This window comes from Tissierella sp. (assembly GCF_032104385.1).
Lineage (GTDB): Bacteria > Bacillota > Clostridia > Tissierellales > Tissierellaceae > Tissierella.
The window spans coordinates 93,696-106,183 of sequence record NZ_DAMCHJ010000010.1; the positions used below are offsets into that span (position 1 = coordinate 93,696).

Annotated in this window: 16 protein-coding genes and 1 pseudogene; 2 read left to right on the forward strand and 15 right to left on the reverse strand. The window is 32.8% G+C overall.

Translation table 11 applies throughout. The features are described 5' to 3' along the window. The 9 genes from RT714_RS11025 to RT714_RS11065 all read right to left on the reverse strand — a co-directional run. A partial coding sequence (locus RT714_RS11025; protein ID WP_313757634.1) for a hypothetical protein occupies positions 1-264 on the reverse strand: 264 nt, incomplete at its 3' end. After that, entirely contained in the window at positions 261-980 is a 720-nt protein-coding gene (locus RT714_RS11030; protein ID WP_313757636.1) for a LytTR family DNA-binding domain-containing protein, read from the reverse strand. The genes RT714_RS11030 and RT714_RS11025, both read right to left, overlap by 4 nt. 370 nt (positions 981-1,350) lie before the next feature. Beyond that, a complete protein-coding gene (locus tag RT714_RS11035; protein ID WP_312906442.1) occupies positions 1,351-1,497 on the reverse strand; it encodes a hypothetical protein in 147 nt (48 codons plus the stop codon). A gap of 180 nt (positions 1,498-1,677) precedes the next feature. Then, complete coding sequence (gene fabF, locus RT714_RS11040; RefSeq protein WP_313757638.1) at positions 1,678-2,916, reverse strand: beta-ketoacyl-ACP synthase II; 1,239 nt, start codon at positions 2,914-2,916, stop codon at positions 1,678-1,680. 22 nt (positions 2,917-2,938) lie between these two features. Then, the gene (gene acpP / locus RT714_RS11045) at positions 2,939-3,172 is read right to left on the reverse strand and encodes an acyl carrier protein (protein ID WP_234950023.1); all 234 of its coding nucleotides are present in this window, start codon (positions 3,170-3,172) and stop codon (positions 2,939-2,941) included. A gap of 192 nt (positions 3,173-3,364) precedes the next feature. Further along, positions 3,365-4,111, reverse strand: coding sequence for a 3-oxoacyl-[acyl-carrier-protein] reductase (fabG, locus tag RT714_RS11050; protein ID WP_313757640.1), 747 nt, complete (start codon positions 4,109-4,111; stop codon positions 3,365-3,367). A 37-nt stretch (positions 4,112-4,148) separates the two neighbouring features. After that, on the reverse strand, positions 4,149-5,120 hold the full coding sequence (fabD, locus tag RT714_RS11055; protein WP_313757642.1) for an ACP S-malonyltransferase: 972 nt from the start codon (positions 5,118-5,120) through the stop codon (positions 4,149-4,151). After that, on the reverse strand, positions 5,113-6,072 hold the full coding sequence (gene fabK, locus RT714_RS11060) for an enoyl-[acyl-carrier-protein] reductase FabK (protein WP_313757644.1): 960 nt from the start codon (positions 6,070-6,072) through the stop codon (positions 5,113-5,115). Before fabK ends, fabD begins: the two co-directional genes overlap by 8 nt. Continuing rightward, positions 6,065-7,072, reverse strand: a complete 1,008-nt coding sequence (locus RT714_RS11065; RefSeq protein WP_313757645.1) for a beta-ketoacyl-ACP synthase III — start codon at positions 7,070-7,072, stop codon at positions 6,065-6,067. Before RT714_RS11065 ends, fabK begins: the two co-directional genes overlap by 8 nt. Positions 7,073-7,270: 198 nt before the next feature. Between RT714_RS11065 and fabZ the strand changes: the two genes are divergently transcribed. Further along, complete coding sequence (gene fabZ, locus RT714_RS11070) at positions 7,271-7,702, forward strand: 3-hydroxyacyl-ACP dehydratase FabZ (RefSeq protein WP_313757647.1); 432 nt, start codon at positions 7,271-7,273, stop codon at positions 7,700-7,702. A 96-nt stretch (positions 7,703-7,798) separates the two neighbouring features. After that, positions 7,799-8,686 carry a CsxC family protein gene (locus RT714_RS11075; RefSeq protein ID WP_313757648.1) on the forward strand — a complete coding sequence of 296 codons (888 nt, stop codon included), beginning with the start codon at positions 7,799-7,801 and terminating at the stop codon, positions 8,684-8,686. 70 nt (positions 8,687-8,756) lie between these two features. Here RT714_RS11075 and RT714_RS11080 read toward each other — a convergent pair whose 3' ends face one another. The 6 genes and pseudogenes from RT714_RS11080 to RT714_RS11105 form a co-directional block, all read right to left on the reverse strand. Then, complete coding sequence (locus tag RT714_RS11080) at positions 8,757-9,308, reverse strand: 2-oxoacid:acceptor oxidoreductase family protein (RefSeq protein ID WP_313757649.1); 552 nt, start codon at positions 9,306-9,308, stop codon at positions 8,757-8,759. A gap of 1 nt (position 9,309) precedes the next feature. Then, positions 9,310-10,056 (reverse strand): thiamine pyrophosphate-dependent enzyme, encoded by a 747-nt coding sequence (locus RT714_RS11085; protein WP_313757651.1) that lies wholly within the window; start codon positions 10,054-10,056, stop codon positions 9,310-9,312. Beyond that, positions 10,056-11,117, reverse strand: a complete 1,062-nt coding sequence (locus RT714_RS11090) for a 3-methyl-2-oxobutanoate dehydrogenase subunit VorB (protein WP_313757652.1) — start codon at positions 11,115-11,117, stop codon at positions 10,056-10,058. Before RT714_RS11090 ends, RT714_RS11085 begins: the two co-directional genes overlap by 1 nt. Before the next feature lie 23 nt (positions 11,118-11,140). Beyond that, complete coding sequence (locus RT714_RS11095) at positions 11,141-11,356, reverse strand: 4Fe-4S binding protein (RefSeq protein ID WP_072975621.1); 216 nt, start codon at positions 11,354-11,356, stop codon at positions 11,141-11,143. Positions 11,357-11,376: 20 nt separating this feature from the next. Beyond that, positions 11,377-12,051 (reverse strand): ATP-binding protein, encoded by a 675-nt coding sequence (locus tag RT714_RS11100; RefSeq protein ID WP_313757654.1) that lies wholly within the window; start codon positions 12,049-12,051, stop codon positions 11,377-11,379. A gap of 12 nt (positions 12,052-12,063) precedes the next feature. Further along, a pseudogene (locus RT714_RS11105) lies at positions 12,064-12,488 on the reverse strand (butyrate kinase); the annotation flags it as partial.

Consider the following 12,488-nt stretch of genomic DNA (forward strand, 5'->3'; position numbering starts at 1 on the left):
GGATATAATTCTATTTTTTATAGATGATTTATAATTAAATGTTAAAGCAAAATATAAGGATATATTACTTATTAATGTGACTATGGGAATATTAATAGCTAAATATAAAAAACTAATGACAACGAAATAAAGCATATAAGAAAAAAATTCTATTTTTTTATTTGTATCACTAGTATCAAAAAATACATCCATAAATTTGTATGTAGTATATGTTCTAAAAATACTGGTTATTAAATAAACATAATCATAAATATCTAAATTCATATTCTATCCCTTTCCAATTCTAATTGTAGTTCTCTTGTTTTCTTTCTATTCGCTTGACTAATAGGTAGAACTACATTATTTGACATAGTAACCTGATGATATTCAAGTTTAACAATATAATTATAGTTTACTAAATAGGATTTGTGAATCTGAATAAATTTAAGTTTATTTAAATATTCATATATATCTTTTAATCTGCCATAAAATACTTCTGTTCCATTTACGGTATGTATTATAACTTCTCTATTTCTACTTTCAAAATATATAATATCTCTTATTGGCAAATTGTATTTTGTATGTCCAATTTTATACTGAAAAACCTTTTCATCTTTTTGTATAATCCTCAATGCAGTCTCGAGAACTTTCTGTATTTTCTCATAACTAAAAGGTTTTATAATAAAATCTAAGGGTCTTACCTTAAAAAGCTCCATTGCATAAGTCTCTTTACCTGAAATATATACAATTTGAGTAGTTTCATTTAACATCTTATCTCTAATTACTTGACCTACTTCTACACCGTTCATTTCCTTTAGTTCAATATCAAGAAAAATAATATCATAATAATTGTCTTTAGATAAATGTGAACTTAATTCTTCTCCAGAATAAAAAATATCTATTTGTAGTTTCTTTGAAAATTCCTTCTCAAGCATATCTAAAATTTCTTCTAATTGATTACATATTGAATTTTCATCATCGCATATGGCTATTCTTAGCACTGAGTATCACCTTCTATAAAATTATATATTAGATTATCTTTAATCTCTATTCTACTCTAATTATATTTCCTATTAAGTTTTACTCCTATAAATTTTTATCTAGCTTTTCCTTTATTTCACTAACAGAACTTTCTATATTGTTTATTTTTCTTGCTAATTTAATAAAAATAATGATTGGTATAGCTATAAAGGCTAAAATTAAAATAAATATTATAATCCAACTAATGATTAATGATGATAAACTTGGTAATGCTCTAACTGTATGTATATTTTATATCCCCCTATTATTTTCTTATTATAGTAAATGATTTACTGTGTTAGAGTTTACATAAACTTATATATTATCTTATAAACACAATTTATATTTAGTTCAATATATCTGTTGAAATCTTTCAGTATAAACAAGTTCTGCTTCTGCTAACTTCTTATATAAATTATCAGATTTTGAATTTGAACATGAAGTTAATATTAAAGCAATCCTTGAAATAAGAAGAAAACCTTTGTTTTTATTATTCATAAAATTCCCCTTTTCATATATAAATTTAACTTTACATTTACAAATTTCCTAAAGCTCTTTTTTGCTGGAATTATTAAAATATATATGTTATTTATATTATAGCTTAACATATGAACTATTAAAACACTCAATCTACAAAACTAAAAGGACTTTGATTTCTCAAAGCCCTTTTAGTTCATTCTAATCTATATACTTTTTAAATAATACCGTTGCATTATGTCCACCAAATCCTAATGAATTTGATAAAGCATAGTTTATATCTCTTTTTACTGCCTCATTTGGTGTATAATTTAAATCACATTCCTCATCTGGATATTCATAGTTTATAGTTGGAGGGATTGTCCCTTCCTTTATTGCCATTATTGTGGCTATAGCCTCTATTCCACCAGCAGCTCCTAGTAAATGACCTGTCATTGATTTTGTTGAGCTAATATTTAAAGCCTTTGCATATTCTTTAAAGACATTTTTTATTGCTAGAGTTTCTAGTTTATCATTGAAATATGTTGATGTACCATGGGCATTTATATAGTCTACATCATGGTAATCAGCTGCTGCTTCTTCTAATGCCAATTCCATAGCTCTTGTTGCACCCTTTGCTTCTGGATCTGGTTGAGTTATATGGAAGGCATCAGAAGTAGAACCATATCCTACAATTTCACCATATATATTTGCTCCTCTAGCCAACGCATGATTTAGCTCTTCTAAAATCAATATCCCTGCTCCTTCTCCCATTACAAATCCATCTCTTTCCTTATCAAAAGGACGTGATGCCTTTGTAGGATTATCATTTCTTGTTGAAAGAGCTTTCATTGAACAAAAACCTGCTACTGAAATAGGTGTTATAGACGCATCAGCTCCACCTGCTACTATCATATCTACATTTCCTGCACTAATCATTCTAAAAGCTTCTCCTATAGCATGAGTACTAGAGGCACAGGCTGTAGTTACTGTCATTGTTGGCCCTCTAAATCCAAAGGTCATAGATATTTGTCCTGGTGCCATATTAGATATCATCATTGGAATAAATAATGGGCTAACTCTACTGGGACCTCTATCCCTTAGCTTTGTAAACTCAGTTTCCATGGTTTCCATACCACCAATACCTACACCAATTATAACACCAACTTTATCTAAGTTTAATTTATCTAATTCTACTTTTCCATCTTCTAAGGCTAACTTTGCACCTGCTACTGCGTATTGGGTAAATCTATCCATCCTTCTAGCTTCCTTCTTATCTATATAATCAGATGGATCAAACTCCTTAACTTCAGCACCTATTTTGGTGTCAAAGTTTGTTGTGTTAAATCTAGTTATAGCTCCTATTCCTGACTTTCCTTCTATTAGAGAGTTCCAGAAATTTTCCTTTCCTATGCCTATAGGTGTTATAGCACCTAATCCCGTTATTACGACTCTTTTCATTTTTTACCTCCAATACAAGGTCTTATTCAGTTTTTTCTTGAACATATTTTACTATGTCACCAATATTTTTGAAGTTTTCTGCATCTTCATCTGGAATTGTAACTCCAAACTCGTCTTCTAATGCCATCATAATCTCTACTGCATCTAATGAATCTGCCTCTAAGTCCTTCATCATAGAGGTTTCCATTGTAATACTCTCTACATCATCTACTCCTAATTGCTCTGCTATTATATTTACAACTTTTTCAAATATCATTTTTATATTCCTCCCTATTAATTTAATTCACTATTTATATTTCAAAGCTATCCTGCAGTTTCGCAACTCAAATCTATTTACTCACTATGTTCGTATAGATTTGACCCTAATGGGCACTCCCAATGATAAATTCTACATTAAGGTTGGTGCTCATTGCCTTTGACCTACATCAACTCACTATCCTTCGTTGTGTTAGGTCATAATCATTCCGCCGTCTACATTTATTATTTGTCCTGTTATATAATCTGAACTTTCACTTGCTAAAAATACTGCTAAATTTGCAATATCCTTTGGATTTCCAAAGCTATTTAATGGTATTGTTTTTAACATTGCTTCCTTTATTTCGTCTTTTAATACATCTGTCATATCTGTTTCAATAAATCCTGGTGCAATTCCATTAACCCTAATACCTCTACTAGCCAATTCCCTTGCCATAGATTTAGTAAATCCTATGACTCCAGCCTTTGAAGCACTATAATTTCCTTGCCCAGCATTTCCAGTTATTCCTACTACAGAAGTAATATTTATTATTTTACCATATCTTTTCTTCATCATTATTCTAGATACTGCCTTAGTGCAAAGAAAAACTCCCTTTAGATTAACATCCATTACCTCGTCCCAGTCTGTCTCTTTCATTCTAATAAGAAGATTATCTTTTGTAACTCCTGCATTATTTACTAATATATCTATGGTACCTAGTTCTTCTTCCATAGTCTTTATCATTTGAAGTACATCTTCTTCCACTGATACATTTGCTTTTATAGCAACTGCCTTAACTCCGTAAGATCTTATCTCTTCTAATACTTCATTGGCCTTTTCTGTGCTGCTAACATAGCTAATTCCTATATGAACCCCATTTCTAGCTAATTCTAAGGCAATTTCTTTACCTATACCTCTTGATCCACCAGTTATTAGGGCTGCTTTATCCTTTAGACTCATCTTTGTTCGCCCCCTTTATCAATTAACAATTCTTTCGCTATTCACTTATTTTGTTATTTTTTAATGATTTTAAATATTCAACTGTTTCTTCAAAGGAATTAACATCTCCTACATTTAATGCCTTTACTTCCTTGCCCATTGCTTTACCAATTCGTTTTACAAATCCTGAGAGAGACTTGCCTGGTCCTATTTCTACAAAAGTATCTACGCCTTCATTTATCATATACTCAACAGATTGTTGCCACAATACTGAATTACTTACTTGGTTCACCAATTTGGGTTTAATTTCATCTTTATTAGATAAAAGCTTAGCATCTACATTAGAGATGAATTTCTTTTGAGTATCTTTTATATCTACTTTAGATAGCTCATTCTTTAGTTTTTCCCCTGCTGGAACTAATAGAGATGAATGAAATGGTGCTGATACAGGTAATGATACTGCTTTCTTAGCACCTAATTTAACTGCTTCTTCACATGCAATATGAAGCCCTTTTAGTTCTCCTGATAATACAATTTGTTCTGGACTATTATAGTTTGCTACTTCAACTATTCCATATTCCTTAGTTTTTTGTAAAATCGAGGGTATATTTTGTCTGTTTAATCCAAGTATTGCAACCATTCCTCCAATTCCTAAAGGCACTGCCTCTTGCATAAATTTTCCTCTCTCTTTTACAACCTTAAGAGCATCCTTAAAATCTATACTTCCACTGTTGACTAAAGATGTATACTCACCTAAACTAAGCCCTGCCGTATATTCACAATCTATACCTCTAGCTTGTATTGCCTTTAAAATTGCTATACTTGTAGCTAATATGGCTGGCTGAGTATTCTCTGTCTTTTTTAAATCTTCTTCACTACCATTAAAGCATATGCTTTTTAAATCCATATTTAATACTTCATTTGCCTCATCAAATACTTTTTGGGACTCTACAAAGTTTTCATAAAAATCTTTACCCATTCCTACATATTGAGAACCTTGCCCAGGAAATATAAATGCTAATTTACTCATCTTTATCACCTTCTTTTAGTAGGTGTAAAAAATCTAGTTTTTTCTCTGCATAAGAAACTATATCTCCTATTATTTCATTGCATGGTTTAATATCTTTAATTAATCCTGCAATTTGTCCTGACATTAAAGATCCTTTATTTATATCTCCTTCTACTACAGCTAGTTTTAATCTTCCCGAACCTAAGAGTTCTAGTTCTTCAAGAGAAACACTATTATTCTCAAGTTCTAAAAACTCTCTAGTAAATTTGTTTTTCAATGCTCTTACAGGATGACCAGTACTTCTCCCAGTTACTTGTGCATCTCTATCTTTGGCTTTTACTATAGCTTCCTTATAATTTATATGAACTTTGGCTTCAGTAGAGCATACAAATCTAGTACCCATTTGTACTCCTTCTGCCCCTAAAGATAATGCTGCTAGAAATCCTCTTCCATCAGCCATTCCTCCTGCTGCTATGACAGGAACTTTAACTGCATCAACAATTTGGGGAACTAAAGTCATGGTGGTTAATTCTCCGATATGTCCACCCGCTTCTGTTCCTTCTACTATTACAGCATCAACGCCTTCTCTCTCTAATCTCACTGCTAAAGACACAGTAGGTACTACAGGTATGATTTTTACATTATGTTCTTTTAATTTTTTAATATATTTCCCTGGACTTCCTGCACCTGTAGTTACAACAGGAACTCCCTCATCACATACTATACCTACAATATCCTCAGCAAAAGGTGACATTAACATAATATTTACGCCAAATGGTTTATCTGTTAACTCCTTAAGCTTTTTAATTTCTTCTTTTATTACTTCTGCTGGTGCATTGCCAGCTCCTATAATTCCTAGTCCCCCAGCTTCTGATACAGCTGCTGCTAATTCATGAGTTGCTACCCAAGCCATACCTCCCTGTAGGATAGGATACTTTATATTTAACATATCAGTTATTCTAGTCCTAAACATTTTCATCCCTCCTACTCCATCTTATAACCATTGAAGCCCAAGTAAGACCTGCTCCAAAGGCTACTAGAAGTATATTGTCACCTTTCTTGATCCTATTATCCTTAACTGCTTCATTTAGGGCTACTGGAATAGAGGCTGAAGACATATTTCCATATTTGTTTAGATTTACGCATATTTTATCTTTTTCTAGCTTTAACTTTTTTGCTGCTGCATCTATTATCCGCATATTAGCTTGATGAGGAATTAAAAAATCCAAATCATTCAATTCTAAGTTTGCTTTTTTTAAAGTATTTATAGATGTTTTTTCCATAACTCGTACAGCAAATTTAAATACTTCCTTACCATCCATTTTTATAAAGTGAAGTTTATTTTCTATGGTATCTATACTAGCTGGTATTCTAGATCCTCCTGCTGGTTGAGTTAATACTTCCCCATTGTTTCCATCAGAACCTAATTCAATGGAAAGTATTCCAAAACCTTCCTCGCATTTCTCTAACACACAGGCTCCTGCACCATCCCCAAATAGTACACAAGTATTTCTATCTCCCCAATCTACTATTTTGGATAATGTTTCTGCACCTATGACTAATACCTTTTTATACATACCTGATTTAATAAAGCTTTCTCCTATGGATAAACCGTAGACAAATCCTGAGCATCCTACGTTTATATCAAATGCAGCTGCATTTACTGCACCTATGTTTTTCTGAATTATACAAGCAGTTGATGGAAAAGCATGATCAGAAGTTACAGTTGCAACTATTATAAGATCAATATCCTTTGACTTAATATTAGCATCTTCTAAAGCATTCTTTGCAGCTATAGTTGCCATATCCGAGGTTGCCATATTATCACTAGCTATTCTTCTTTCATGTATGCCTGTCCTCTCTATTATCCATTCATCCGATGTTTCCACAATCTTAGATAAATCATTGTTAGTAACAACTTTTTCAGGCACATAACTACCTACACCAGAAATTCCTACATAAATATCTTTCATTCTCCACCTCCATATTAAATTGTATTTTCTTTATTATTATTCCCATCTACCACCTCCTTTAAAAGTATTTGCAAATTAATTTTCTTTAGATTATTATTAATATGATATGAATAAAACGTTAAGACTTAGTATATATGAATATAATAAAATAATCAATCATTAATTTTTCCCTAAAAAAGACTAAAAAGGAGGAGTTTTATGGATAAATTGTTGAATATAGAGGAAATAAAGGGAATTATTCCCCATAGATATCCTTTTCTCTTTGTTGATAAGATTTTAATAGAAGAAATAGGTATAAAGGGGATAGGGTATAAAAATGTTACTGTAAATGAATTTTTCTTCCAAGGTCATTTCCCTAATATGCCTGTAATGCCAGGTGTATTAATAGTAGAATCTATGGCTCAAGTAGGAGCTATAATTTTATTATCCGATGAAAAATATAAGGGTAAAACTCCTTATTTTGCTGGAATAAACAAGGTTCGATTTAAAAGAAAAGTAGTACCTGGGGATACACTTCGAATGGAAATAGAATTGACTAGAATTAGAGGATCAGTAGGTATCGGGCAAGGCAAAGCCTATGTTGAAGATGAGCTTGCCTGTGAAGGAGAATTTTTATTTGCAATAGAATAAAATTATTATCACCTAATCTACCTCTGAGAATATATTATAGTATGGACATGACATAAAACTATTGACAGCCAAATGATATTAAGGAGGAAATACTATATGTACAATCCAATAGAAGGTACAACAATTAGTAATGTACGAGTGTTTGACAGTAATTTTGGGCAAACTAAGGTTAATCCAAAACCCCATGTCCCAGAATGTAATTCTAATTCAAAACATCAAAGTCTTTGCGTTGATGTTGAAAGTAATGTATTGGATAGTTGTACCAATACACCAGTAACACCTATTGGAATCTCAACGGGTGTTGTTGCTAAAATTCCAGTAGTTTTAGCTGAATTAACTGTTCAATTCCATGTTGGTGCATTAATTCATTTGCCAGAAAGGGCACTTGAAGTTAAAAATATAAAAAAAAGAATAAAAATTACTCAATGTATGTTGCTTCAACCTACTAATGTTTTATTCATTAAAGGATTTATTCGCAAAAACATTGATTACTCTACAGGAACCTGTGCAAATATGAAAGGAGTATGCGGTGAATTACACCATTGTACTGTAGATGTTCCATTTGAATGTTCTACACCTATTTGTTTCTCTACACCACCAGCAGAACTTGCTGTGAATTCTAGTGCTGAGTTTGAGTATTTCAAAGTAAGCGATTTACCAAATAAACATTTTGCTGAAAAGGATAAGTTATTGGCTGGAGATTTATCAGAATTCAATCAAATCATAGTTGAAAATTTCAATGAACTTCCATTCTGCGAACTAATTAGTGCAAGAATTTTTGAATTTGATGAATTTATAGGTCGTCATCGTAGCCATGATGAAGAACTTCCTTTCGAAGAAAAATTCTTCAAGAAAATAGAAGAAAAAATGGTTATAGAGCTTAAAGTTAAGGTTTTACAAAATAGACAGGTTCGAATCCCAGCAGTAGGCGGCACTGGCGGAGGATGCCCTTCACCTTTCACTTGCTCAGCAGATGAAGACTAATCCATTAATTAATTAAATAAATAATAAAAGACAGGAGAAATTTCTCCTGTCTTTTATTATTTATTTAATTTTATTTCATTTGTTTTCTTGCTATTTCTGCACCTTTTTCTAAGGCTTCTTTGTTAATAGGTAATAAATGTGCTCTATTTTCTCCAAATACTGCAGTAAAAGCTTTATTAAGTATTGAGTCTACCTCTACTGCTTTTGTAGCTTCAAGAAATGCTCCTAGCATTACCATATTCGCCGTTCTTGGATTACCTACCTTATCTGCTATTTCATTAGCTGGAACATAATATATCTCTATGTCATCTCTAGTACATTTTCTATCTATTAAAGATGAGTTTATAAATAATCTTCCTCCTGGTACTACTAAGTTTTCAAACTTATCTAAAGAAGGTCTATTCATTACAATAGCTGAAGTTGAGTCTATGACAACTGGAGAACCTACTTCATCTGAAGATATAATAACATTACAGTTTGCAGTTCCTCCTCTCATCTCTGGGCCATAGGACGGTAACCAAGATACTTTTTTATTCTCTATCATTCCTGAGTATGTTAGAAGTTGCCCTAATGCCATTACACCCTGTCCGCCAAAACCAGCAATTACTATTCTTTCTTCCATTTTATTCAACCTCCTCTGGTCTTCTAAAATTTCCAAGAGGATAATAAGGTATCATATTTTCCTCTAACCACTTCATTGCCTCTGGAGCCGTTAACCCCCAGTTAGTCGGACATGTAGATAATACTTCTACTATTCCAAATCCTTTCCCTTCAAGTTGTAATTGAAAACATTCTTTTATAGCTTTTTTTGCTTTTCTTATATTGGCTGGAGTATTTACTGCTACTCTTTCTACAAACTTTGCACCATGGATTGTTGCTAACATTTCAGATATTCTTATTGGTCTGCCACTGTGTTCTTCAGTTCTTCCAAATGGGGCTGTTGTAGCTTTTTGTCCTATTAGGGTTGTAGGTGCCATTTGTCCGCCTGTCATACCATAAATAGCATTGTTAACAAATATTGTAGAAATCTTTTCTCCTCTATGAGCTGCTTGAACTATTTCCGCTGTACCAATGGAAGCTAAATCTCCATCTCCTTGATAAGTGAATACAAACTTATCTGGATGAACCCTCTTAATTCCTGTAGCTACTGCTGGTGCTCTACCATGAGCTGCCTGCTGCATATCACAATTAAAATAATTGTAAGCAAATACTGAACACCCTACTGGTGCAATGCCTATAGCATTATCTAGTAATCCTAATTCTTCTAGAGCTTCTCCCACTAATCTATGGATAATTCCATGGGTACAACCTGGACAATAGTGAGTTTGCACATCTGTTAAACCCTTAGTCTTTTCAAAAACTATAGCCATTATTTTTCACCTCCATAGATTTTTTTAACATGTTCAATTATTGCATCTGGTGTAGGAACCATTCCACCTGTTCTTCCATAGAAAGATACTGGAAATCTTCCTTCTACTGCTATTTTAACATCATCTACCATTTGTCCTGAATTCATTTCAACTGTAAGTACGCCTTTACAATTTGAATTTATCTTTTTAAATTCATCATATGGATATGGCCATAAAGTAATTGGTCTAATAAGTCCTACTTTATATCCTTCTTTTTCTAATTTTGATATTGCTGTTTTTGCAATTCTTGCTGTAGTTCCATAAGCTGCTATAACTACATCAGCGTCTTCTATATTGTATGAGTCCACTCTTACTTCATTTTCTTTCATTGTTTTATATTTAGCTTGAAGCTTAATATTATGTTCTTCAAGTGCTTCTGGTGCTATATATAATGAATTTATAATATTTGGCTCTCTTTTTCCACCAGTTCCTACTGTTGCCCAATCCTTAGGTGGTAACTCTCTCTTTGTTGGTGCTTTAAACTCTACTGGTTCCATCATTTGACCTATCATACCGTCTCCAAGAACCATAACTGGGTTTCTATATTGGTCTGCTATATCAAATCCTTCTATAATTAAGTCAACTAATTCCTGAACATCTGCTGGGGCAAATACAACCATTCTATAATCTCCATTTCCACCACCTCTAGTAGCTTGGAAATAATCTGTCTGTGAAGGTTGGATACTTCCTAGTCCTGGTCCACCTCTCATTATATTAACTATTAGACAAGGTAATTCTGCACCTGCAATATAGGAGATGCCTTCTTGTTTTAATGACATTCCAGGGCTTGATGAAGATGTCATAACCCTTGCACCTGCACCTGCTGCTCCATAAACCATATTTATAGCTGCTACCTCTGATTCTGCTTGTAAAAATACTCCTCCTGCCTTTGGTAACTCTCTTGACATATATTCTGGTAATTCAGATTGGGGAGTTATAGGATAACCAAAAAAGTACTTACAGCCTGCCCGAATAGCCGCTGCCCCTATAGCCTCATTCCCTTTCATGAGAACTTTTGTCATTATAAAACCCTCCTTAAAATATATTAAACTCTTTCTACAGTAATAACTACATCTGGACAGATTGTAGCACAATTAGCACAACCAATACATTTTTCTGGGTCTGTTGTTGTAGCCGGATGATAACCCTTAGCATTTATTTTTGTTTTGTCCAGAGCAAGTATATTCACTGGACAAACAGTTGTGCAAAGTGAACATCCCTTGCAGATGTCTTCTTTAAATGTTACCTTTCCTTTAGCCATTTTTTTACCCTCCCTTATTATTATAACATCCATTCATCCCTCATAAATAATTTTATAGGGAATATCTCCCCCTCCAATTTTTTTGGAAGGCTTGGTACTATATCTTCTAATACAGATATATATCTTAACTTTATACCGGTTCTTTCTTGAACCTCTAAAGCTAATTTCTGACCTCTTAATACATCTTCACAAGTTGTACTCTTTAATAAATGTGTATTATTTACAATACCTGTTATTTTAGCCCTTGATACATCTTGAATCTTTACCATATATTCTAATACCTTATCTACAGTTTGAGTTTCAGGTCTATTGGCATTTAGGACAAATAACATATCGTATTTACCTTCTTCAAAATACTCATAATATCTTCCTAGAGCTCTTGCTCCTACTTGGTCTCCACCTACATCCAATATTAAATTATAAGATTCATCTTGTAATGGTGTATAAACTTCAGCAGATATAGATGGTACTTCTATGGCAGGTGCATTTATTTGACTACCTATTACCTTTATCCCAACACCTTCCATCTCCAATGCCTTTTCTCTAGATCTAAAGTACATATTTACTATATCCAAATCAGCCAATGCAACTTTTCTACCCATTTGTGCTAATTTCACAGCATAGTTTACACTAAACTCTGATTTTCCTGAACCATAATGCCCTATTATAATCCTAATTCTTTTATCATTTAACATAATCACCAAGTCCTATTTATATAATTTTGCTTCCTCTTCTCCTCTTAGAACACGAAGTCCACCTTCTGCCAATGCCATAAGCTCATCTTCTCCTGGATAAACAGTTACATCACAAATAAATTTAACCATTTCTTCTACCCAAGATGTAAATTCTTTATCATAGGCAATACCGCCTGTAATAAGAATTCCATCAACCTTCCCTTTAAGCACTGCTGCACATGAGCCAATTTCCTTTGCGACTTGATATGCCATGGCTTTATATATTAATTCTGCATATTTATCTCCACCTTTTATTCTTTGTCCAACTTCTCTAGCATCATTGGTATTTAGATAGGATACAATCCCACCATTTCCTTTTATCATTTTTTTCATCTCATCTAAAGAATACTTACCAGAATAACAAAGTTTTACTAAATCTCCTACTGGGAGAGAGCCCG

What these genes read in the sequence shown, in the direction of transcription:
- RT714_RS11095 (WP_072975621.1), bottom strand. Translation starts at nt 11,356, where the DNA reads ATGGCTAAAGGAAAGGTAACATTTAAAGAAGACATCTGCAAGGGATGT.
- RT714_RS11090 (WP_313757652.1), bottom strand. Translation starts at nt 11,117, where the DNA reads ATGACAAAAGTTCTCATGAAAGGGAATGAGGCTATAGGGGCAGCGGCT.
- fabK (WP_313757644.1), bottom strand. Translation starts at nt 6,072, where the DNA reads ATGTTTAGGACTAGAATAACTGATATGTTAAATATAAAGTATCCTATC.
- RT714_RS11080 (WP_313757649.1), bottom strand. Translation starts at nt 9,308, where the DNA reads ATGGAAGAAAGAATAGTAATTGCTGGTTTTGGCGGACAGGGTGTAATG.
- acpP (WP_234950023.1), bottom strand. Translation starts at nt 3,172, where the DNA reads ATGATATTTGAAAAAGTTGTAAATATAATAGCAGAGCAATTAGGAGTA.
- RT714_RS11085 (WP_313757651.1), bottom strand. Translation starts at nt 10,056, where the DNA reads ATGGCTATAGTTTTTGAAAAGACTAAGGGTTTAACAGATGTGCAAACT.
- RT714_RS11035 (WP_312906442.1), bottom strand. Translation starts at nt 1,497, where the DNA reads ATGAATAATAAAAACAAAGGTTTTCTTCTTATTTCAAGGATTGCTTTA.
- RT714_RS11075 (WP_313757648.1), top strand. Translation starts at nt 7,799, where the DNA reads ATGTACAATCCAATAGAAGGTACAACAATTAGTAATGTACGAGTGTTT.
- fabF (WP_313757638.1), bottom strand. Translation starts at nt 2,916, where the DNA reads ATGAAAAGAGTCGTAATAACGGGATTAGGTGCTATAACACCTATAGGC.
- fabG (WP_313757640.1), bottom strand. Translation starts at nt 4,111, where the DNA reads ATGAGTCTAAAGGATAAAGCAGCCCTAATAACTGGTGGATCAAGAGGT.
- RT714_RS11065 (WP_313757645.1), bottom strand. Translation starts at nt 7,072, where the DNA reads ATGAAAGATATTTATGTAGGAATTTCTGGTGTAGGTAGTTATGTGCCT.
- fabD (WP_313757642.1), bottom strand. Translation starts at nt 5,120, where the DNA reads ATGAGTAAATTAGCATTTATATTTCCTGGGCAAGGTTCTCAATATGTA.
- RT714_RS11100 (WP_313757654.1), bottom strand. Translation starts at nt 12,051, where the DNA reads ATGTTAAATGATAAAAGAATTAGGATTATAATAGGGCATTATGGTTCA.
- fabZ (WP_313757647.1), top strand. Translation starts at nt 7,271, where the DNA reads ATGGATAAATTGTTGAATATAGAGGAAATAAAGGGAATTATTCCCCAT.